General features: G+C 72.6%; 21 protein-coding genes. 9 read left to right on the forward strand and 12 right to left on the reverse strand.

All coding sequences use genetic code 11. The features are described 5' to 3' along the window. Positions 1-71: 71 nt before the first annotated feature. On the reverse strand, positions 72-1,703 hold the full coding sequence (locus tag ABZ818_RS05505; RefSeq protein WP_361411204.1) for a cation acetate symporter: 1,632 nt from the start codon (positions 1,701-1,703) through the stop codon (positions 72-74). Next, entirely contained in the window at positions 1,700-2,056 is a 357-nt protein-coding gene (locus tag ABZ818_RS05510) for a DUF485 domain-containing protein (RefSeq protein ID WP_361411206.1), read from the reverse strand. The genes ABZ818_RS05505 and ABZ818_RS05510 overlap by 4 nt, the downstream gene beginning before the upstream one ends. A 259-nt stretch (positions 2,057-2,315) precedes the next feature. On the opposite strand from ABZ818_RS05510, the gene ABZ818_RS05515 reads away from it, so the two are divergent. From ABZ818_RS05515 to ABZ818_RS05530, 4 genes are all read left to right on the forward strand, one after another. Then, a complete protein-coding gene (locus ABZ818_RS05515; RefSeq protein WP_361411208.1) occupies positions 2,316-3,866 on the forward strand; it encodes a S8 family serine peptidase in 1,551 nt (516 codons plus the stop codon). 91 nt (positions 3,867-3,957) lie between these two features. Beyond that, the gene (locus ABZ818_RS05520; RefSeq protein WP_361411210.1) at positions 3,958-5,493 is read left to right on the forward strand and encodes a S8 family serine peptidase; all 1,536 of its coding nucleotides are present in this window, start codon (positions 3,958-3,960) and stop codon (positions 5,491-5,493) included. Between the two features lie 37 nt (positions 5,494-5,530). Beyond that, the gene (locus ABZ818_RS05525) at positions 5,531-6,910 is read left to right on the forward strand and encodes a CoA transferase (RefSeq protein WP_361411212.1); all 1,380 of its coding nucleotides are present in this window, start codon (positions 5,531-5,533) and stop codon (positions 6,908-6,910) included. Positions 6,911-7,188: 278 nt separating this feature from the next. After that, on the forward strand, positions 7,189-8,196 hold the full coding sequence (locus tag ABZ818_RS05530) for a CopD family protein (protein ID WP_361411214.1): 1,008 nt from the start codon (positions 7,189-7,191) through the stop codon (positions 8,194-8,196). Between the two features lie 34 nt (positions 8,197-8,230). On the opposite strand, the gene ABZ818_RS05535 is transcribed toward ABZ818_RS05530, so the two are convergent. Further along, positions 8,231-8,941, reverse strand: a complete 711-nt coding sequence (locus ABZ818_RS05535) for a VIT family protein (protein WP_361411216.1) — start codon at positions 8,939-8,941, stop codon at positions 8,231-8,233. Between the two features lie 153 nt (positions 8,942-9,094). Here ABZ818_RS05535 and ABZ818_RS05540 point away from each other — a divergent pair, with 153 nt between their 5' ends. From ABZ818_RS05540 to ABZ818_RS05555, 4 genes are all read left to right on the forward strand, one after another. Continuing rightward, positions 9,095-10,081 (forward strand): DEDDh family exonuclease, encoded by a 987-nt coding sequence (locus ABZ818_RS05540; RefSeq protein WP_361411218.1) that lies wholly within the window; start codon positions 9,095-9,097, stop codon positions 10,079-10,081. A gap of 78 nt (positions 10,082-10,159) precedes the next feature. Continuing rightward, positions 10,160-10,393 (forward strand): hypothetical protein, encoded by a 234-nt coding sequence (locus ABZ818_RS05545; protein ID WP_141362214.1) that lies wholly within the window; start codon positions 10,160-10,162, stop codon positions 10,391-10,393. A gap of 49 nt (positions 10,394-10,442) precedes the next feature. Then, the gene (locus ABZ818_RS05550) at positions 10,443-11,234 is read left to right on the forward strand and encodes an SURF1 family protein (protein WP_361411220.1); all 792 of its coding nucleotides are present in this window, start codon (positions 10,443-10,445) and stop codon (positions 11,232-11,234) included. Between the two features lie 58 nt (positions 11,235-11,292). Continuing rightward, positions 11,293-12,048, forward strand: coding sequence for an SDR family oxidoreductase (locus tag ABZ818_RS05555; protein ID WP_361411222.1), 756 nt, complete (start codon positions 11,293-11,295; stop codon positions 12,046-12,048). Between the two features lie 36 nt (positions 12,049-12,084). On the opposite strand, the gene amaP is transcribed toward ABZ818_RS05555, so the two are convergent. The 8 genes from amaP to ABZ818_RS05595 all read right to left on the reverse strand — a co-directional run bounded on the left by amaP (position 12,085) and on the right by ABZ818_RS05595 (position 17,652). Continuing rightward, entirely contained in the window at positions 12,085-12,663 is a 579-nt protein-coding gene (gene amaP / locus ABZ818_RS05560) for an alkaline shock response membrane anchor protein AmaP (RefSeq protein WP_361411224.1), read from the reverse strand. Positions 12,664-12,667: 4 nt separating this feature from the next. After that, the gene (locus tag ABZ818_RS05565) at positions 12,668-13,339 is read right to left on the reverse strand and encodes a DUF6286 domain-containing protein (protein ID WP_361411226.1); all 672 of its coding nucleotides are present in this window, start codon (positions 13,337-13,339) and stop codon (positions 12,668-12,670) included. Next, positions 13,336-13,668 carry a hypothetical protein gene (locus tag ABZ818_RS05570; protein ID WP_361411651.1) on the reverse strand — a complete coding sequence of 111 codons (333 nt, stop codon included), beginning with the start codon at positions 13,666-13,668 and terminating at the stop codon, positions 13,336-13,338. The genes ABZ818_RS05565 and ABZ818_RS05570 overlap by 4 nt, the downstream gene beginning before the upstream one ends. A gap of 48 nt (positions 13,669-13,716) precedes the next feature. Then, positions 13,717-13,902 (reverse strand): hypothetical protein, encoded by a 186-nt coding sequence (locus tag ABZ818_RS05575; protein WP_361411228.1) that lies wholly within the window; start codon positions 13,900-13,902, stop codon positions 13,717-13,719. Between the two features lie 88 nt (positions 13,903-13,990). Further along, positions 13,991-14,482 (reverse strand): Asp23/Gls24 family envelope stress response protein, encoded by a 492-nt coding sequence (locus tag ABZ818_RS05580; protein WP_361411230.1) that lies wholly within the window; start codon positions 14,480-14,482, stop codon positions 13,991-13,993. A 79-nt stretch (positions 14,483-14,561) separates the two neighbouring features. Continuing rightward, on the reverse strand, positions 14,562-15,365 hold the full coding sequence (locus ABZ818_RS05585; protein ID WP_361411232.1) for an enoyl-CoA hydratase/isomerase family protein: 804 nt from the start codon (positions 15,363-15,365) through the stop codon (positions 14,562-14,564). Between the two features lie 131 nt (positions 15,366-15,496). Next, on the reverse strand, positions 15,497-15,718 hold the full coding sequence (locus ABZ818_RS05590) for a helix-turn-helix domain-containing protein (RefSeq protein ID WP_018567695.1): 222 nt from the start codon (positions 15,716-15,718) through the stop codon (positions 15,497-15,499). A 335-nt stretch (positions 15,719-16,053) separates the two neighbouring features. Further along, the gene (locus ABZ818_RS05595) at positions 16,054-17,652 is read right to left on the reverse strand and encodes an ABC-F family ATP-binding cassette domain-containing protein (RefSeq protein ID WP_361411234.1); all 1,599 of its coding nucleotides are present in this window, start codon (positions 17,650-17,652) and stop codon (positions 16,054-16,056) included. 240 nt (positions 17,653-17,892) lie between these two features. Here ABZ818_RS05595 and ABZ818_RS05600 point away from each other — a divergent pair, with 240 nt between their 5' ends. Next, positions 17,893-18,306: a VOC family protein gene (locus ABZ818_RS05600; RefSeq protein ID WP_361411236.1), complete on the forward strand. Its 414-nt coding sequence runs from the start codon at positions 17,893-17,895 to the stop codon at positions 18,304-18,306. Positions 18,307-18,327: 21 nt separating this feature from the next. Here ABZ818_RS05600 and ABZ818_RS05605 read toward each other — a convergent pair whose 3' ends face one another. Next, positions 18,328-20,040 (reverse strand): hypothetical protein, encoded by a 1,713-nt coding sequence (locus ABZ818_RS05605; RefSeq protein WP_361411238.1) that lies wholly within the window; start codon positions 20,038-20,040, stop codon positions 18,328-18,330. Positions 20,041-20,263 lie beyond the last annotated feature (223 nt).

Here is a 20,263-nt window from a genome sequence, read left to right on the forward strand (position 1 = left end):
CGATGACGTAGGTCATCGTCCCCACCTCCCCTTCGCCGGCCAGCGGTTGCGGACCATGGACGGGTGGGCGTTCAGTGCGCTCCGGTGCCCGTCATGGAGCGCACCTCCAGTTCGGCGTACTTGGCGTCGTCGGGGGTCTCCTTGGACAGGAGGGTGCCCACGACGCCGAGCAGGAAGCCGACCGGAATCGAGATGAGGCCGGGGTTCTCCAGCGGGAACCAGTGGAAGTCGACGTCGGGGAACATCGACGTCGGCTTGCCCGAGACCACCGGCGAGAACAGCACCAGGCCGACCGCGGTGACCAGACCGCCGTAGATCGACCACAGGGCTCCGGAGGTGGTGAACCGCTTCCAGAACAGGCTGTAGAGGATCGTGGGCAGGTTGGCGGAGGCGGCGACGGCGAAGGCGAGCGCGACCAGTCCTGCGACGTTCAGGTCGCGAGCGAGGGCGCCCAGGACGATCGAGACCGCGCCGATGCCGACGGTCGCCCAGCGGGCCGCGTTCACCTCCTGCTTCTCGGTGGCGGTGCCCTTCTTGATGACGTTGGCGTAGATGTCGTGGGCGAAGGAGGAGGACGAGGCCAGGGTCAGGCCGGCGACGACGGCCAGGATCGTGGCGAAGGCGACGGCGGAGATGGAGGCCAGCAGGATGGCGCCCCAGTTGGAGTCGACTCCGCCCAGGTGCAGGGCGAGTAGTGGCGCCGCGGTGTTGCCCGCCTTGTTGGAGGCGATGATCTCGTCGGACTTGATGAGCGCGGCGGCGCCGAAGCCGAGCGCGAGGGTCATCAGGTAAAAGGCGCCGATCAGGCCGATCGCCCAGATCACGGACTTGCGGGCGGCCTTGGCCGTGGGAACGGTGTAGAAGCGGATCAGGATGTGCGGCAGACCGGCGGTGCCGAGGACCAGGGCGATGCCGAGCGAGAGGAAGTCCAGCTTGGTGGTGCCCGTGGCGCCGTACTTCAGTCCGGGCTCCAGGAAGGCGCTGCCCTTGCCGCTGTTGGCGGCGGCCTTGCCGAGCAGGTCGGAGATGTTGAAGTTGAACTTCAGCATGACCAGGAAGGTGAGCAGCACGGCGCCGGCGATGAGCAGCACGGCCTTGACCATCTGCACCCAGGTGGTGCCCTTCATGCCGCCGATGGTGACGTAGACGATCATCAGCACGCCGACCAGCGCGACGATGGCGATCTTGCCTCCGTCGCTGGTGATGCCGAGCAGCAGCGAGACGAGGACGCCGGCGCCGGCCATCTGGGCCAGCAGGTAGAAGATCGACACCACGATGGTGGAGGTGCCGGCCGCGGTGCGGACCGGGCGCTGGCGCATCCGGTAGGCCAGTACGTCGCCCATGGTGTACCGGCCGGAGTTGCGCAGTGGTTCGGCGACCAGGAGCAGGGCGACCAGCCAGGCGACGAGGAAGCCGATGGAGTACAGGAAGCCGTCGTAGCCGAACAGCGCGATGGCGCCGGCGATGCCGAGGAAGGACGCGGCGGACATGTAGTCGCCGGAGACCGCGAGGCCGTTCTGGAAGCCGGTGAACTGCCGTCCGCCGGCGTAGAAGTCGGCGGCGTCCTTGGTCTGCCGGCCGGCCCAGACGGTGATGACGAGGGTCGCGAGGACGAACACCGCGAACAGGGTGATGATCAGCGGCCGGTGCCGGCTCGCCTCACCGGCCGCGAGGGTCAGCGTGGGTGCGATCGCGGGGCTCATTCGGCGTTCTCCATCCGGGACTTGATGGCCTCGGCCTTGGGGTCGAGCTTGACGGCGGCGAGCCGCGCGTACCACCAGGCGATGAGGAACGTGGTGAGGAACTGGGCGAGGCCCAGGACGAGGGCGACGTTGATGTTGCCGAACAGCTTGGTGCCCATGAAGCCGCCCGCGTAGTTGGAGAGCAGCACGTACAACAGGTACCAGGCGATGAAGGCGACGGTCAGCGGGAAGGCGAAGGATCGGTAGGAACGGCGCAGTTCACCGAACTCCGCGCTGTCCCGCACCGCGAGGAACTCCTCGGTGGTCGGGAGTGGGGCCTGGGTCTTCGAGGGTGGCGGTGTCTCGGTGGCCACTTCGGTCTCCTCGCGTGTCGGATGCGGTTGGGACAGGGGCCCGATCGTGCTCGGGGGCCCCGCCCAAGGTCCACGGCGCCACGCGGTGACCGGTTCAAGTCCCGTTGGTTGTTTCGCAACCGGTCTGAACAAGTCATTGCTAAGTCATTGCTGGTGAGGGAGGCGGCGGGATAGCTTCACCCTGCACTACCCGTCATGTACCTGCCTGGGCTGCCACCTGTCGCCGGGCAGGTCTTCACCCGGATGATGTGGAGACCCCATGGCTCATCTGCGTTCCAGACGCCGCCTTGCCCTGGCCGTACCGGTCGCGCTGTCGCTGACCGCGTCACTCGGCTTCCTGCCCTCGGCGGCGTCGGCGGCGCCCCGCGCGGCCTCGGCGGCGGAGGCGCAGGACGCGCCGACCATGTCTTACGTCGTCAACACCAAGACGGACCGTCACACGATCGCCCAGGTACAACGGTCGATCACCGCGGCCGGCGGCACCGTCGTGATGACGTACGACCAGATCGGCGTCATCGTGGTCCGCTCCGCGAACCCGGACTTCGGCAGTACCATCCGCAAAACCCCCGGGGTGGACTCGGCGGGTGCCACCCGTACCGCGCCGCTGACCGCGTCGGGGACGACAGACGTGGGCGCGGCGCAGTACCTGTCCGAGGACGAGGTCGCGCAGCTGACGAAGGCCGCCAAGACGGCGAAGCAGACGAAGGGTTCGGTGCCCCTCGAGCCGCTCGAGGCCAACCAGTGGGACCTGCGGGCGATCGGTGCCGACAAGGCCGCCGCGATCAACCCGGGCAGTGCGAAGGTCACCGTCGCCGTGATCGACACCGGCGTCGACGACACCCACCCGAACCTCGCCCCGAACTTCTCCGCCGCCCAGTCCGCGAACTGCGTCAGCGGCAAGGCGGACACCACGTACGGCTCCTGGCGGCCGGTGGACGCGGACCACTACCACGGCACGCACGTGGCGGGTGAGATAGCCGCGGCCCGCAACGGCACCGGGGTCGCGGGCGTGGCGCCCGGTGTGCGGGTCTCGGGCATCACGGTCGCCCAGCCGGACGAGAACCAGTGGTTCTACGCCGAGAGCGTCGTCTGCGCCTTCGTGTTCGCCGCCGACCACGACGTCCAGATAACCAACAACAGCTACTACGTGGACCCGTGGAAGTACAACTGCCGTGACGAGGCGGACCAGAAGGCCATCGCCGACGCCGTCAACCGCGCTCAGCTGTACGCCCAGGGCAAGGGCACCCTGAACGTGGCCTCGGCGGGCAACTCCAACCACGATCTGGCCGCCAAGTCGATCGTCGACGACTCCAGCCCGAACGACACGACCACGGTGAGTCGCACGATCGACCCGAAGAAGTGCCTCGACGCACCGGCCCAGCTGCCGGGTGTGGTGACGGTCGCCGCCACCGGCGTGCAGAACCTCAAGTCGTACTACTCCAACTACGGCCACGGCGTCATCGACGTCGCCGCGCCGGGCGGCGACAAGTACCAGATCCCCGACACCCCGTCGGGCAATGGCCGCATCCTGTCCACGATGCCGAATGGCCAGTACGCCTACCTGCAGGGAACCTCGATGGCGGCCCCGCACGTCGCCGGTGTCGCCGCGCTGCTGAAGTCGACGCATCCGAAGGCGACGCCCGCCGAGCTGATGGCCCTGCTCAAGGCCCAGGCGGACAACCCGGGGTGCCCGGTCGAGCCCTACGACCCCGACGGCAACGGCGTAGTCGACTCGTTCTGCAAGGGCAACGAGAACCACAACGGGTTCTACGGCTCCGGCATCGTCAACGCGCTCCGCGCGGTCAAGTGACCGGCACGGCCCGTCACTTCCCCACACGCCCCCCACGTTTCGCATGCCTGTCGCATGCCGCACTGCAATGGTTCGAAACTCTGGAGTTCACATGAGCGTTCGCCTCAACCGGCGTACCGTCACCATCCCGCTCGGCATGGCCGTCGCCTCCGCTCTCGCGTTCCTGCCGAACGTGGCGTCCGCCACCGAGGCCGGTCAGCAGGTGGCCGCCGCGCAGAGCATCTCCGCGGCCGCCGCCGGGGACGCGCTGAGCTACGTCGTCAACGTCCGTCCCGGCCACAGCTCCGCGGACGTGCAGAAGGCGATCGGCAAGGCCGGCGGCTCGGTCGTCATCGCCTACGACCAGATCGGCGTCATCGTCGTCCACTCGTCGAACGCCGACTTCGCCAAGGAGATACGCGAGGACCAGGGGGTCGAGTCGGCGGGCTCCACCCGGACCGCTCCGCTGTCCCCGCAGACGACCACGGAGATGTGGGCACCGGAGGTGCTCACCGACGCGGAGATGCAGGCGGCGGCCGAAGCGGCCGCCCCCGGTCAGGATCCGCTGCAGGGCCTGCAGTGGGACCTGCCGATGATCAAGGCGGACAAGGCCCACGAGGTCACCCTGGGCAGCTCCAAGGTCACCGTCGGCGTGATCGACACCGGTGTGGACGACACCCACCCGGACCTCGCCCCCAACTTCAACCGGGCCGCTTCGGTGAACTGCGTGTCGGGCAAGCCGAACACGGCCGACGGCGCCTGGCGGCCGAACAAGGGCGAGAGCGCGCACGGCACGCACGTCGCCGGTGAGATCGCCGCCGCGAAGAATGGCATCGGCGTGGTCGGGGTCGCCCCGGGTGTGAAGGTGTCCGGCATCAAGGTGTCGACGCCCGGCGGCTGGTTCTACACGGAGGCCGTGGTGTGCGGCTTCATCTGGGCCGCCGAGCACGGCGTGGACGTCACCAACAACAGCTACTACACCGACCCGTGGCAGTTCAACTGCGGGGACGACCTGGACCAGAAGGCTCTGGTGGAGGCCGTGTCGCGCGCCACCAAGTACGCGGAGAGCAAGGGCACGGTCAACGTCGCGGCCGCCGGCAACGACAACTGGGACCTGGCCGGCAAGTCGATCCTCGACGTGGTCAGCCCGAACGACGGCACCGCCGGTAAGCGGGTGATCGACCCGAAGAAGTGCCTGGACATCCCGGCACAGCTGCCGGGTGTCGTCACGGTCGCCTCCGTCGGCGCCAAGGGCATCAAGTCGTCGTTCTCCAACTACGGCCAGGGCATCATCGACGTCGCCGCGCCGGGCGGCGACTCGACCCGCTACCAGGCGCCCGACGCCCCTGCCGTCGACGGCCGGATTTACAGCACGCTGCCGGGCGGCGGGTACGGCTACATGGCCGGTACGTCGATGGCGTCACCGCACGTCGCGGGTGTCGCCGCGCTCATCAAGTCGACCCACCCGGAGGCCAGGCCGAACCAGGTGAAGGCGCTGCTGGCCCAGGGTGCCGACAAGAAGGAGTGCACGACCCCGTACGACATCAACGGCGACGGCAAGATCGACGCCGTGTGCAAGGGCGGCGAGGGCAAGAACGCCTTCTACGGCGAGGGCGTCGTCAACGCCCTCAACGCCGTGACCAAGTAGACACGGGAGATGTCGGTCGGTACCGCATAGTGCGGTCATGACTGATCTTTCCTTCGCGTGGTCCGCGCTGGGCGGCGATCCCGCCCTCCTGTCGCGGGTCACCACCGTGCAGCGGGAAGGCGCGCTTGCGGCGCGCCTTCCCGTACGGGAACTGGCACGCACCTGCGTGTGTGCCTGTGCCCTGGCCGCCGCCGAACTGGGCGCGCTGCGGGCGGGGCTCGCCGCGGTGCCGGCGGTTCGGGGGGACGACGGCGCCGTGGCCACGGCCTTCACGAGCGAGCGGCAGCTACGGGTGGACGGGAACGCGCCCGTCTCCTTCGCGCCGCTGTCGCGGTTCTGGCGGACGGCGGACGGCTGGGTGCGCACGCACGCCAACTACCCCCACCACCGGGAGCTGTTGCTCCGCGCGCTGGAAGCGCCGGACGACGTGGACCGGGTCGCGTCCGCGCTCGCCGAACGGTCCGCGCGGGAGGTCGAGGAGGCCGTGTACGCGGCCGGAGGCCTCGCCGTCGCACTGCGCACTCCCGAGGAATGGGCCGCGCACGAGCAGGGTGCCGCGGTGGCCGCCCGGCCGCTGGTCGAGCGGGAGCGCTTGGACGAGGCACACGCGCGCGTGCTCGCGCCCGTGCCGAGCGCTCCCCTGCTGCCCACCGCCGGGCTGCGCGTGCTCGACCTGACCCGGGTGCTCGCCGGCCCCGTCGCCACCCGGACGCTCGCCCTGCTGGGCGCGGACGTGCTGCGCGTGGACGCGCCGGACCATCCCGAAGAGGCAGGCCTGCACGCGGACACCGGTTTCGGGAAGCGGTCGGCGGCCCTGGACCTCGCGGCCGACCGGGCCGCCTTCGAGGAGTTGCTCGCCGCGGCGGACGTCGTGGTCACCGGGTACCGGCCCGGCGCCCTGGACCGGTTCGGGCTTTCCGCCGAGGCGCTGGCCGAGCGGCGCCCCGGCCTGGTCGTGGCACAGCTGTCGGCGTGGGGCGCATACGGCCCGTGGGGCGGACGCCGGGGCTTCGACAGCCTCGTACAGGTCGCCACCGGCATCGCCGCGATCGAAGGGTCGCCCGAGCAGCCCGGCGCCCTGCCCGCGCAGGCCCTGGACCACGGCACGGGCTATCTGCTGGCGGCGGCGGTGCTGCGCGCCCTGACCGAGCAGACGACGGAGGGCGGCACCCAGGTCGTACGGCTGGCCCTGGCGCGCACGGCGTCCTGGCTGACGCGGACCGGCACCGGACCGGTCCCCGCGACGGACACCGTGCAGGGCTCCGCCTACGACGGTCCCGGCCCCTGGCTCGGCGAGACAACCAGCCGGATCGGGCGCCTGCGCCACGCACGCACGCCCGTCTCCTTCACCGGCGCCCCGTCCGACTGGTCCCGGCCTCCGGGGCCCTGGGGCGCGGACGCACCCCGCTGGACCTGACCGAAACGGTCGGCAGCCGGGTGGCCGACGGCTTCTCCGCGCGCACTGGGACGCCGGCGGCGGGCGCGTCGGCCGCGATCGCCGCGCGGGTGTCGTCGGGTGAGGTGACGACGACGGCGTCCGGCTCGGTCCGCACCCCCGGGCACAGGGCACGTGACAACACCTGACACCGGGAGTCGCCGGGGACAGGGCGTGCCAGGACGGTGCGGGCGGAACCGTGCTCCCCCACTTGGCCGCGCGCGCTTGCCCCGTTCGGGGTGGCTGGCGAAGATCATTGGGTGACGCTCATACGACCGGCCGCCGGGACGGGGGACGCGCGAGGGACGGGGCGGCGCGGCGCGACGGCCCGGGCCGTCGCCGTCCTCGTTCTGGTGGCACTCGCCGCGCTCATACCCCTGCTGGGTCCGTCCGCCGCCCTGCACGGCACCGGAGAGGCGGCGGCCCCCGGCACCGGCGGCATAGCGGTGCTGCGGACGGTGCTGTTCGCGGCGGTCTGCGTCCCCGTCGGCGAGCTGTTCGTGAACGGGCCGGCCGCCCGCCTGCCCGGAGCCCCGGCCGAACTTCCCCGCAGTTGGGCCCTCTACGCGGCCGCCGCCGGTCTCCTCGCCGCCGTGGGCCTCGCTTCCGTGGTGGCCACCGGCAACCTGGTACCGCACAGCCCGGCACAGATCGACGTCGGCGGCCTCTACCGGACCCGGGACGGGGCCCTGGCCCTGCTGGAGGTCAACGCCTTCCTCGTCACCGGCCTGTGCGCCGTCTCCCGGCGCCCGGCAACGCAGCTGTGGCCGCTCGCCGCGGTGGTCGTGGCCGAGGCCCTGCGCGCGCACCCCGGGACCGAGAGCACCCCGCTCGTCGGCTCCGCGCTGACCGTCGTGCACCTGGTCTGCGGCGCCCTGTGGGTGGGCGGTCTGCTGCACGTGCTGCGCACGCTGCGGCTGTGGCGCGGAGCGGCGGCGGGTGCCGCCCTGCTGGGCCGCTACGCGCGCGTGGCGGCCGCCGCGCTCGCCGGGGTGACCGCGACGGGTGTGTGCAGCACGCTGCGCCGGATGCCGGCGGACACGGTGCTGCACCAGCTGACAGCGACGGCCTACGGCCGCACCCTGCTCGCCAAGGTGATCCTCGTGGCCGGCGTCGCCCTGCTCGCCCTGTGGGCCCGGATCCGGCTGCGGAGGGCACCCGACCCGCTGACCGCCTGCGCCCCCGCGCGGGCCGAGGTCGCCGTCCTCGGCGCGGTCGTCGCGGTGTCGGGGCTGCTGACGGCGCTGCCGTTGCCGATCCGCTGGTGAGCGGAGACGGCGGGCTCGGTGCGCGAAGGGGGCGTCAGACTCCCACCGCGCCCAGCAGGGTCCCCGCGACATAGGTCACCGCCATGGCCAGCGCCCCGCCGGCCGCGTTCCGCAGCACCGCCCGGCCCGGCCTCGCCGCCCCCAGCCGGGCACTGCTCCAGCCGGTGAGGACGAGGGCGGCCAGGACGGACAGCACGGTGACGCCCAACCGCCAGTCCGCCGGCGGGAGCACGATGGCCAGCAGGGGGAGCAGCGCGCCCACCGTGAACGCCAGGAAGCTCGCCCCGGCCGCGTGCCACGGGTTGGTCAGCTCCTCGGGGTTGATGCCGAGCTCCACGCTGGCGTGCGCGCGCAGCGCGTCCCGCTCGGTGAGCTGCTCCGCCGCTTCCCTGGCCACGTCACGCGAGAGTCCGCGCGCCTGGAGCAGGTCGGTCAGCTCCCGCAGCTCCGCCTCGGGCTGCTCGCGCAGCTCCCGTTTCTCCACGGCCAGCGCGGCCATCTCCGAGTCCCGCTGCGTCGACACCGACACGTACTCCCCCGCCGCCATCGACATCGACCCGGCGAGCAGACCGGCCAGTCCCGCGGTCAGCAGTGCCGAACGGGAGTCCGTCGCACCGGCCACGCCGACAACGAGTCCCGCGGTGGACACGATGCCGTCGTTGGCGCCGAGGACGGCCGCCCGCAGCCAGTTGAGCCGCGAGCCGAGCGCGCCGCCGTGCGGCTCGTCATGCGTTGGTTCCGTCACAGGACGGAGGATCGCACGGTTCGTCCCTCCTGTCCCCGCACGGTTCCTGATGTCCCGTGAGGCACACCCCCGGTCCCGCGGGCAGCCGTTCGCCGGCTCCGCGGGGCGACCGGTGGGCGAGGGTGTCAGTCGTGGCCCGTATCCTCAGTGACCATGCTCGAAGACCGCACGCTCGCAGGGTTGTCCCCCACACCGTGGCCGACCGCGTATCCGAAGGGATACGCGGTCGTTGACGTGGAGACCACCGGCCTGGCCCGGGACGACCGCATCATCTCCGCGGCGGTCTACCGGCTGGACGCGCGCGGCGAGGTCGAGGACCACTGGTACACGCTGGTCAACCCCGAGCGGGATCCGGGACCGGTGTGGATCCACGGACTGACGAGCGACACCCTGGAGAGCGCGCCGCTGTTCGCCGACATCGCCGAGGAGTTCGCCGTGCGGCTGGCGGACCGGGTGCTCGTCGCGCACAACGCGGTGTTCGACTGGCAGATGATCGCGCGGGAGTACGCGCGCGCGAAGCGTGAGGCGCCGGTGCGGCAGCGGCTGTGCACCATCGCGCTCGCCAAGGAGCTGGACCTGCCCCTGCCCAACCACAAGCTGGAGTCGCTGGCGGCGCACTTCGGCGTCGTGCAGCAGCGGGCGCACCACGCGCTGGACGACGCGCGCGTGCTGGCCGAGGCGTTCCGGCCGAGCCTGCGGGCTGCGGCGGCGGGCGGGATGCGGCTGCCGCTGCTGGAGTGCCGGCCGCTGACGGAGTGGTCGGACCGGCCCGTGCCCCGGCAGCAGTCGGGCGGCCACGGCGGCTACCGCGCGGGCAGTTGGCGCCCCTCGCGCAAGCGGCCCGCGTGCCCGTACCCCAACCCGGGTCGCTACGAGGACGGCAAGCGCCTCAAGCAGGGCATGCGGGTGGCCTTCTCCGGCGACACCTCCACCGACCGCGAACTGCTGGAGGACCGGGCCACCGAGGCCGGACTGCACGTGGCCACCAGTCTGTCCCGGCTGACCAGCCTGCTGGTGACCAACGACCCGGACTCGGGCACGTCGAAGGTGGTCAAGGCGCGCCAGTACGGCACTCCGGTGGTGGACGAGGCGGCGTTCGGGCAGTTGCTCAGGGACGTGGAGCCGGCGGAGAGCCGCTGACGGGCGTACGGGTGATTACCGGGCGACTCGCCCACGGTCCGCTCGCCCGCGCCGCGGCCACGGCTCACCCTGTGGCGCATGGCGAGATGTGAAGTATGCGGCAATGACTACGGAATGACCTTCGAGGTGCACGCCCAGGGCTCGGTGCACGTCTTCGACTGCTTCGCCTGCGCGATCCACCGCATGGCACCGATCTGCGAGCACTGTCGTGTCCAGATCATCGGGCAGGGCGTCGAGGTCGAGGGCCACTGGTACTGCGGCGCGCACTGCGCCCGCGCCGAGGGGAGGGTCGGGATCGTCGACCGCGTTTGAGGACACCCCTGCCGAAAACACCCCACGACCGCAGAGGTACCGTCGTGGGGTGTACCGCTTCCTGTTGACCCGCCAGTGGGTGATCCTCACCATGGTCGCGATCGCGCTGATCCCGACGATGATCCGGCTGGGTTTCTGGCAGTTGCACCGCCATGAGCACAAGGTCGCGCTGAACCAGGTGATCGCCGAATCGCTGGCCGCGCGGCCCGTGCCGGCCGAGTCGCTGACCTCGCCCGGCGCGACCGTGAAGCACGCCGACCTGTACCGCAGGGTCACCGCCAAGGGGCACTTCGACACCGCAGCCGAGGAGGTCGTGCGCCGTCGCACCAACGACAACGGCGATGTCGGCTACCACGTGCTGACCCCCTTCGTCCTCGAGGACGGCAGGATTCTGCTGGTCAACCGGGGCTGGGTTCCCGCGGACGCCTCGCAGACGACGTTCCCGACGATCCCGGCGCCCGCGCGCGGAGAGATCACCGTCACCGGCCGGCTGATGCCCGACGAGACGACCGCGGCGAGCGGCATCAAGGACGTCAAGGGCCTGCCCGACCGCCAGGTGATGCTGATCAGCAGCACGCAGCAGGCCGAGCGGCTCGGGAAGCAGGTCCTCGGCGGCTACGTCCAGCTGACCTCGCCCGCGCCCCAGGGCGGCAGCCCCCAGCTGCTGCCCGACCCGGAGCACGGCGACATCGGCCCGCACCTGGCGTACGCCATCCAGTGGTGGCTGTTCACGGCGGGCGTCCCGATCGGCTGGGTGGTCCTGCTGCGCCGCGAGGCCCGCGAGCGCGCGCAGGCGGCGGCGAAGGAAGCGACGCCGGAGGCGGAACCCGCGGCGGTGTAGCGCGGGACGTTCTCGTCGGCCTCGCCCCGCGCCACAGCGACCGGGCACGATAGGGGCCATGGATCTTGGACTGAAGGACCGGGTGTACGTCGTCACCGGCGCCACGCGCGGACTGGGCAACGCCACCGCGCGCGAGCTCGTCGCCGACGGCGCGAAGGTGGTCATCACCGGGCGGGACGGCGAGCGGGTCGCGGAGGCGGCGGCCGAGCTGGGGCCGAACGCGGTCGGGATGGCCGTGGACAACGCGGACGCCGAGGCGCCGGCGCGGCTGATCGCGGCGGCGCGGGAGCACTTCGGCGGCTTCCACGGCGTACTCGTGAGCGTCGGCGGGCCACCGGCCGGCTTCGTCGCCGACAACACCGACGAGCAGTGGCAGGCCGCGTTCGAGTCGGTGTTCCTCGGCGCGGTGCGGCTCGCCCGCGCGGCGGCGGCCGAGCTGGAGCCGGGCGGGGTCGTCGGGTTCGTGCTGTCCGGGTCCGTGTACGAGCCGATTCCGGGGCTGACCATCTCCAACGGCCTGCGGCCCGGGCTGGCCGGGTTCGCCAAGTCCCTCGCCGACGAGCTGGGGTCGCGGGGCATTCGGGTCGTGGGGGTGCTGCCGGGCCGCATCGACACGGACCGCGTGCGCGAGCTGGACGCGCTGTCCGCGGATCCGGAGGCGACCCGGGCGGCCGCCGAGTCGCGGGTGCCGCTGCGCAGGTACGGGACGCCGGAGGAGTTCGGCCGGGCGGCCGCGTTCCTGCTGTCGCCCGCGGCGTCCTACATCACCGGTGTGATGCTGCCGGTGGACGGCGGGGCCCGGCACGGGTTCTGAGCTCGGCGCTGCCGGGGCACCGGGGCCGCGGACGGGTCAGCTCACCCGTTCCGCACGGTGCCCGACCGCCCTCAGCCGCACCTCCGCCGGAAGCGCCGCGAGGCGGGCGGAGTCCCGGGCGTGGGCGAGGGCCTGGCCGGTGAGGTGGTCCAGGGCCGACCCCGGGTCCACATGGGGTTCCAGGAGGAGCTGCACATGGGTCCTGGGGGCGCCGCGGCGGCCGGTCAGACGGACCTGGGCGCCGGCGACACCGTCCTGCTGCTCGGCGTCCGCGGCCAGGACACCCTCCAGGGCCCGGCCCCGCAGCAGTGCCGCCTCGCCGTCCCCGGTGTCGACGACCACCTCGCCGAGCCGCCGCCGTCGCACCACCGCGACCAGCCACCACAGGGCCAGCAGCACCAGGACCGCCAGGGCGGCGAGGACGGCGGGCCACCACCAGCCGGCCTCCCGCCACCGTGTCCGCTCGGCGGTGCTCAGCAGGACGTCGTGCGGGCCGCGGTGGATCCACCGCGACGGCGGCCGTACGCCCAGCCCCACGGCGAGCACCGATCCGCCCACCGCCAGCAGCACCAGTCCGATGAGCCCGGTCAGCACCCGGTTGACGATCCTGAGCACGTCCTCACCCCTTCCGCCCGGGCCGCGCGACGCGCACCGACAGGGCGGGCGGCCGGATCAGGCCCAGCCCCCGGACCGCCTCGGCGAGCACGGTGTCCAGGTCGGCGCGCACCTCCTCCAGCGCCCGGAAGTGCGAGACCACGCGTACGTCGGCCCTGCGGCGGCGCAGCCGTACGCGCACCGACCGCACACCGGCGATCTCCATGGCCCGGTCGCGCAGCACCAGCGCGGCGGCCTCCCGGTGCAGCCCGGCCCGTACGTCGGGGTGGGTGCGCCGCATGGGCAGCAGGCGGCGCAGCCCCGGAGTGGCCGCGAGCACGATCAGCCACAGGCCGAGGACCGCGGCGACGCCCGCGCCGGCGAGCACCCAGGTGTCGTCCAGCGGCCGCTGCGCCAGTTGCCGGGCCAGCTCCCGGCGCCAGCGCAGGGCGGGCCGGCCGGCGCGGACGGCCGCGATGTCGTACAGGAAGGCGCCCGCCACGATCAGGAGCAGCAGCGCGACGATGCCCGCGGGCACCCGGCGCACCGACCAGAAGCGGCCGCCGCGGCCGTCCGCGCCCTCCTGGACGGGCGGGGAGCCGTCGGTGTCCGGGGCGGCGGGCCGCCCGAGGGTGTCGTCCTTCTCGAGGACCGGCAGGCGCTGCGTGGTGCCGTCGGAGCCCTGGGGCTCGCTCATCGCGTCCTCCCCTGTGCCGCGCCGTACGCGGGTGCCAGGTGCAGCCGTTCCACGCGGACCGCGACCTCCGGCACCTGCATTCCCACCAACGCGCTTACCCGCTCAACCACTTGGCGACGCACTTCACGGCAGGACGCGCCGATGTCGCTCGGATAGGCGAGGTCGAGGACGATCCGGACGCGTGCGACATCGTGGCGCACCACCACCGTGGCGTGCGGCGGCGCGGCGTCCGGCGGCAGGTCGCCGAGCGCCTCGCGGGCCGCCCGTGCGGCGATCTTGGCGACGACGCGGTCGGCGATCGTCGTCGCGCCGCGCTCGCCGGGCAGCATGCCGGCCGGGGTGGTGCCCGGCTCGCCGTTCCCGCCGCTCACCGCGGGTCACCTCCGGCGGTGGTCACGGGGGCGGAAGAAGTCGCCGAGTTCCAGGTCCCCCTCCAGGAACCGGCCGACGACGAAGCCGACGGCGCCCAGGGCCGCCACCAGCAGGAAGGCGCCGAAGCCGCCGAAGTACCCGGCGAAGCCCAGCGCCATACCGGCGATCATGCCGACCACGGCCATGCTCATTGCGCGCTCCTCAACTCCTCGGCCGTCGCCGGGCCGTCGTCCGGTCGCCCTTCGTCATCCGTCCTTCGCCGGCGTGGTGGCCGGTGCGTCACTGGATGCGCGGCTCGGCTTCCTCCTCCTCTTCCTCCGGCAGCTGCACGTCGCTGACGGCGATGTTGACCTCGACGACCTCGAGACCGGTCATCCGCTCCACCGACGCGATCACGTTCTCCCGGACCGCCCGCGCCACCTCGATGATCGACACCCCGTAGTCGACGACGATCTCCAGGTCGAGTGCGGTCTGCACCTCGCCGACCTCGGCCTTCACACCCCGGGTCACGGACTTCGCACCGCCCGGGACGCGGTCCCGCACGGCCCCGAAGGTCCGGGAGAACCCGCTGCCCATGGCGCTCACGCCGACCACGTCGCGCGCGGCCATCCCGGCGATCTTCTCCACGACCCCGTCGGCGATGGTGGTCCGTCCCCGGGTGGCGGGATCTCCCAGACCGCGCCGGGTGGCCTGCGCCCTGCGGGTCGCGGTGGTCTCCGGTACCTCCCGCTCACCCTCGGAGGTCCTCGTCCGGTCCTGTTCCGTGGTCATCGCCGTACGTCCTTTCGGTCGTCGTCCCGAACCACGGTAGGCGCACCGGCACGATCGCGCGCCCGATACACCGCCGCCGTCAGTCGCCTGCGCCGGCCAGGTCCCGCAGCCGCCGGGCCTGCGCCTCGCGTTCGGCGGCGCGCTGTTCCTCGTACGACCGCTCCCGGGCACCGCGCAGCAGCGCCTTGGTCTCGACCACGGCGTCACGGGGCGCGGCCAGGAGCGCCGCGGCCAGGTCCCGTACCGTCTCGTCGAGCTGGTCCGCGGGCACGGCGAGGTTCGCCAGCCCGGTGTTCACCGCCTCGGCTGCGCCCACGTACCGGCCGGTGAGGCAGATCTCCAGCGCGCGGCCGTAGCCGACCAGCCCCACCAGCGGATGCGTGCCGGTGAGGTCCGGCACCAGCCCGAGGCTGGTCTCGCGCATGGCGAACTGCACGTCGTCCGCGACGACGCGCAGATCACAGGCGAGCGCCAGCTGGAAGCCCGCCCCGATGGCATGCCCCTGGACCGCCGCGACGGACACGATGTCGTTGCGGCGCCACCAGGTGAACGCCTGCTGGTACTCGGCGATCGCCGCGTCCAGCTCGGCGTCGGAGCCACGCGCGAGGTCGATGAACGACGGCTCGCCGTCGAAGCCCTCGGGCGTGAACGCCTGCCGGTCGAGCCCCGCGGAGAAGGACTTGCCCTCGCCGCGCAGCAGCACGACGCGGACGGAGCCCGGCAGCAGCCGCCCGGCCTCGGTCAGCGCCCGCCACAGAGCCGGGCTCTGCGCGTTGCGCTTGGCCGGGTTGGCCAGCGTCACCGTGGCGACCGCGTCGTCGACGGTGAGCCGTACGCCGTCCTTGTCGAGTACCGGATCGAGGTCGTGCTTGGGCGAAGCCATGGTGCGCCTCCGACGGGTGCGGTCATCGTGGATGCCCTGCGGGCATCGTAAGTGACTGCACAGTAACCATCCGGCCGATCGGAGAACCGACCGGGTGGTCACCGTCGAAAGCGGATGGGCCGCCCGCGGTTTCAGGCCGAGGCGGCCTTCTTGCCCCGCGTCGCCCCGCCACGCCCACGGAGCGTGACACCCGACTCGCTGAGCATCCGGTGGACGAAGCCATACGAGCGGCCGGTCTCCTCGGCCAACGCCCGAATGCTCGCACCGGCGTCGTACTTCTTCTTCAGGTCTGCCGCGAGCTTGTCGCGCGCGGCGCCGGTCACCCGGCTGCCCTTCTTCAGAGTCTCGGCCACCCGTGCCTCCTCATGGGAAGTGCGCTCTGGTCCCCTCATGATCACCCCTCCGGGGCCCGATGGCCACCCATTCGGCAAGGTCCGTGAGACCCGCCCGTGACGACAGGAGCACATCCCCACAAGCGGAATCCGTTCCTCCGCGCCTCGGCGTCCGTACCGCCGATCGGGTTCTTCCGCGAAGTACCTGGTCAGCGACGCACAGCGGCCGAGCCCTTGGCACATAAGGGCTCGGCCGCGAAATCGATGGAGGACACACCTCGATACGAGGAGATCTCACACAGATGATGGATCACCGATGGGCCGAATGATCCATACTCCGTTGATCAGCTGTTCGGTCAAGCGAGGGCGACGAGATCCGCGTAGTCCGCGCCCCACAGGTCCTCGACGCCGTCGGGCAGCAGGATGATCCGCTCCGGTTGCAGTGCCTCGACCGCGCCCTCGTCGTGCGTGACGAGGACGACGGCGCCCTTGTAGGTGCGCAGCGCGCCGAGGATCTCCTCGCGGCTGGCCGGGTCGAGGTTGTTGGTGGGCTCGTCGAGCAGCAGGACGTTGGCGGAGGAGACGACCAGCGTCGCCAGTGCCAGGCGGGTCTTCTCGCCGCCGGAGAGGACCCCGGCCGGCTTGTCGACGTCCTCGCCGGAGAACAGGAACGAGCCCAGCACCTTGCGGACCTCGACCAGGTCCATGTCGGGAGCGGCCGAGCGCATGTTCTGCAGCACCGTGCGGTCCGCGTCCAGGGTCTCGTGCTCCTGGGCGTAGTAGCCGAGCTTGAGGCCGTGGCCCTCGACGACCCGGCCGGTGTCGGGGGTCTCCACCCCGCCCAGCAGGCGCAGCAGCGTGGTCTTGCCCGCGCCGTTCAGGCCGAGGATGACGACTCGGGAGCCCTTGTCGATGGCCAGGTCGACGTCGGTGAAGATCTCCAGGGAGCCGTACGACTTCGACAGGCCCTCGGCGGTCAGCGGCGTCTTGCCGCAGGGCGCCGGCTCCGGGAAGCGGAGCTTGGCGACCTTGTCGGACTGGCGGACCGCTTCCAGGCCGCTGAGCAGCTTGTCCGCGCGGCGGGCCATGTTCTGCGCGGCGACCGTCTTGGTGGCCTTGGCGCGCATCTTGTCGGCCTGCGCGTTGAGCGCGGCGGCCTTCTTCTCGGCGTTGGCCCGCTCCCGCTTGCGGCGCTTCTCGTCGGCCTCGCGCTGCTGCTGGTAGAGCTTCCAGCCCATGTTGTAGACGTCGATCTGGGCACGGTTGGCGTCCAGGTAGAACACCTTGTTGACGACCGTCTCGACCAGGTCGACGTCGTGGGAGATCACGATGAAGCCGCCGCGGTAGGTCTTCAGGTAGTCGCGCAGCCAGATGATCGAGTCGGCGTCGAGGTGGTTGGTGGGCTCGTCGAGGAGCAGGGTGTCGGCGTCGGAGAACAGGATCCGGGCCAGCTCGATGCGGCGGCGCTGACCGCCGGAGAGGGTGTGCAGGGGCTGGCCGAGCACCCGGTCGGGCAGGTTGAGCGCGGCGGCGATGGTGGCGGCCTCGGCCTCGGCGGCGTACCCGCCCTTGGTGAGGAACTCGGTCTCCTGGCGCTCGTACTGCTTGAGCGCCTTCTCGCGGGTGGAGCCCTTGCCGGTGGCGATGCGCTGCTCGTTCTCGCGCATCCTGCGGATCAGCACGTCCAGGCCGCGCGCGGAAAGGACGCGGTCGCGGGCGAGTACGTCGAGGTCGCCGGTGCGCGGGTCCTGCGGGAGGTAGCCGACCTCACCGGACCGGGTGACGGTGCCGCCGGCGGGGATGCCCTCGCCGGCCAGGACCTTGGTGAGGGTGGTCTTGCCGGCGCCGTTGCGGCCGACCAGGCCGATGCGGTCGCCCTTGGCGACGCGGAAGGTGGCGGACTCGATGAGGACGCGGGCACCGGCGCGCAGCTCGATGCCGGAAGCGGAGATCACGGACAGACTCCAGGGCTGGGGTGCCCCCTGCTCGAAGAGCTCGGGGGAGGGTGGCGGGTGGGCGGCTGAGGACGTACCCGCCGTCTAATGCACGAGGAGAATGGCCATGGGGGACAGTCTAACGGGGGCGGGCAAGCGCTTTTCCGGGTGTTTGCGCCGGGGCGCTGTCAGTGGCCGGTGCCAGACTGGGCGGCGCACCGGACTCCTCGGTGCGAACCGACTCACAAGGAAGTGATCGGCATGGCGGACACGGCCGGCGAACGCCCGAGCATCTACCCGACGCTGCTGTACGCGGACGCCAAGGCGGCCGTCAAGCAACTGACGGAAGCCTTCGGCTTCACGGAACTGGCGGTGTACGAGGGCGAGGACGGCCTCGTACACCACGCCGAGCTGGTGCAGGGCCACGGCGCGGTGATGCTGGGCTCGAAGGGCCGCGGCGGCCGCTTCGACGAGGCGATGCGCGGCGCGGGGCCCACGGGGGTGTACGTCGTGGTGGACGACGTGGACGCCCACCACCGGCGTGCGGCGGACCACGGCGCGGAGATCCTGATGCCCCCGACCGACCAGGACTACGGCTCCCGGGACTACATGGCCCGGGACGTCGAGGGCAACATCTGGAGCTTCGGCACGTACGCCCCCCGCGTCGAGGGCTGACCGGCCCCGCGGTCCCGGGGGTCAGCTGCCTCCGGTGTGGACCTGGAAGGCCGCCCGGCGGACGGCCTTGGCCAGCGCCGGGTCCGGGTGCGCGGCGGCGAGCGCGACCAGCACCTGCACGGTGCGGGGGTGGCCCACGGTGCGCACCTCGTCGAGCAGCATCGGGACGGTGGGCTGCACCGCGGCCTCCAGATGCCGTACGAGCATCGAGGCCTCACCGTGGTCGGTGACGGCGGCGGCGGTGTCGACCCACAGCCATGTGGCCTCCTCGCGGGTGAGCACCTCGTGGGCGTCCTCCGCGTCGATGCCGTCGTGCTCGGCGAGCCACAGCAGGGCGTAGGGCCTGAGCGCCGGCTCGTCGAGCACGGCCCGTACGTCGGGCTCGGCGGGCGCGCCGACGACCCGCAGCGCCTCGAAGGCGAGTCCGCGCAGCAGGGCGTCCTCCCCGCGGGCGCCGCCGAGCAGCTCGGTGACGGCGCTGCCGACGGGGCGGGCGGCGAGCCAGGCGCGGTACTCGGCGCGGGCCGCGTTGGGCCGCAGTTGCGCGCAGCCGCGGAGCATGTCCTCGGCCGACTGCTCGATGTTCCCGGCGGGGCTCTGCGCGGCCACGCAGATCTGCTCCAGCTTGACCCACACCGCCCAGCTCCCGAGCGGGGTGAGTGTGGCCTGCCCGTCCCCGTCGGTCAGCGCCCCCACCGCGGCGAGTGCCCGGAGGGCCCAGTCGAGGAGCGGCGCGAGCGAGGTGCCCTCGGCGGCGGCACCGGACAGCACGGTCACGGTGCTTCCCGCCTCGCGCACGGCGGCAAGGGCACTGCCGGGGGCCGGGGCCCCCTGGCCCTCGGGCCCGGAGACGGCCGCGGCGGGACCACCCGGTGCCTGGGCGTGCGTCGCGGACACGGGAGCGGCGGGCTCGGGCACGTGGATCGCCGGGGCCGATGCCCCGTCCTCCAGTCCGAGACCGGCACCGGGGGCTGGCCCGGAGGCGGCGGCCGCCGCGCTGTCGGGGTCGGAGACGGCGGTGGCCCGGACGGCAGGCGCCACTCGGAGGCCCGCCTCCGGGCCGGAAACGGCACCGAGTCCGGTAGCCGCAGCCGAGGACTCGGCGGTCGCGGCACCACCCGGCGCCGAAGCCGCCACATCGTCGGAGACGGTGGTGGGGGCCGCCCGGAGGCCCGTCTTCGGTTCAGGGGCGGGCTCGACCGCCGCGGTCGCGGCACCGTCCGGCGCCGGACCCGCGGCGTCGGGGTCGTAGGGGACCTCGCAGCGGTCGGTGCGCAGTTCCGTGACGCGCTGGCGGAGGAGGTCGAGGAGCTGCTCGACGGGAACGGGTCCGGCGGAGAGCTGGAGGAAGGACAGGACCTGCGGCATGGCCGAGACGACCTCGGCGACGGCGGCCGCCTCGTGGCCCTCCGGTTCCGGGCAGGCGAGCGACCAGGCGTCGAAGAGGGCCACCCAGCCGCGCAGGACGGCGCTGTCGTCGCGGTGCCAGGCACGCAGCCGCCAGCCGGGGCGGGCGTTGTCGCCGTGCACCTCGATGAGGCCGGCGAGCCGGGCGGTGTCCCAGTCGGCACGGACCTGAGCGGCGGTCAGGCCCAGATCGGCGGCCGCCCGCTCGGCGGTCGCGTCGGAGAGGGTGGCCTTGTCGTCGGTGGTCGGCCCCCCGCGGCCGGGCCCGAGGGCGGCGTCCGCCCAGCGGGCGAGGCGGGCCGCCCCGGCCAGACGGGAGCGCGCCATTCTGGCCAGCTCCGCGGGTGCCGGAGTGCCCTCCGGGGGGCGCGGGGCGGGGCGGCGCGTGTGCCGCTGGTTCACGGCTCTGGGGGCGGCGGCCAGGGGTCGTGGGCGGACGATGCGAAGCCTGGAGTCGCGCGGGATACGGGACGTCACGGGTGCAGTCTTCCGGTTGACGGTCCGAAAACCCAAACGGAATGTCACGGCAGGCGATGGAGAAGGCCAAGGG

Origin of the sequence: Streptomyces sp. NPDC047453 (genome assembly GCF_040643155.1) — a bacterium.
In the GTDB taxonomy this organism is placed as follows: Bacteria; Actinomycetota; Actinomycetes; order Streptomycetales; family Streptomycetaceae; genus Streptomyces.

Excerpts from the sequence above, each read along its gene's own strand:
- ABZ818_RS05505 (WP_361411204.1), bottom strand. The coding sequence starts at position 1,703 with ATGAGCCCCGCGATCGCACCCACGCTGACCCTCGCGGCCGGTGAGGCG.
- ABZ818_RS05515 (WP_361411208.1), top strand. The coding sequence starts at position 2,316 with ATGGCTCATCTGCGTTCCAGACGCCGCCTTGCCCTGGCCGTACCGGTC.
- ABZ818_RS05520 (WP_361411210.1), top strand. The coding sequence starts at position 3,958 with ATGAGCGTTCGCCTCAACCGGCGTACCGTCACCATCCCGCTCGGCATG.
- ABZ818_RS05525 (WP_361411212.1), top strand. The coding sequence starts at position 5,531 with ATGACTGATCTTTCCTTCGCGTGGTCCGCGCTGGGCGGCGATCCCGCC.
- ABZ818_RS05540 (WP_361411218.1), top strand. The coding sequence starts at position 9,095 with ATGCTCGAAGACCGCACGCTCGCAGGGTTGTCCCCCACACCGTGGCCG.
- ABZ818_RS05545 (WP_141362214.1), top strand. The coding sequence starts at position 10,160 with ATGGCGAGATGTGAAGTATGCGGCAATGACTACGGAATGACCTTCGAG.
- ABZ818_RS05555 (WP_361411222.1), top strand. The coding sequence starts at position 11,293 with ATGGATCTTGGACTGAAGGACCGGGTGTACGTCGTCACCGGCGCCACG.
- ABZ818_RS05565 (WP_361411226.1), bottom strand. The coding sequence starts at position 13,339 with ATGAGCGAGCCCCAGGGCTCCGACGGCACCACGCAGCGCCTGCCGGTC.
- ABZ818_RS05570 (WP_361411651.1), bottom strand. The coding sequence starts at position 13,668 with ATGCTGCCCGGCGAGCGCGGCGCGACGACGATCGCCGACCGCGTCGTC.
- ABZ818_RS05575 (WP_361411228.1), bottom strand. The coding sequence starts at position 13,902 with ATGAGCATGGCCGTGGTCGGCATGATCGCCGGTATGGCGCTGGGCTTC.
- ABZ818_RS05580 (WP_361411230.1), bottom strand. The coding sequence starts at position 14,482 with ATGACCACGGAACAGGACCGGACGAGGACCTCCGAGGGTGAGCGGGAG.
- ABZ818_RS05585 (WP_361411232.1), bottom strand. The coding sequence starts at position 15,365 with ATGGCTTCGCCCAAGCACGACCTCGATCCGGTACTCGACAAGGACGGC.
- ABZ818_RS05600 (WP_361411236.1), top strand. The coding sequence starts at position 17,893 with ATGGCGGACACGGCCGGCGAACGCCCGAGCATCTACCCGACGCTGCTG.
- ABZ818_RS05605 (WP_361411238.1), bottom strand. The coding sequence starts at position 20,040 with ATGGCGCGCTCCCGTCTGGCCGGGGCGGCCCGCCTCGCCCGCTGGGCG.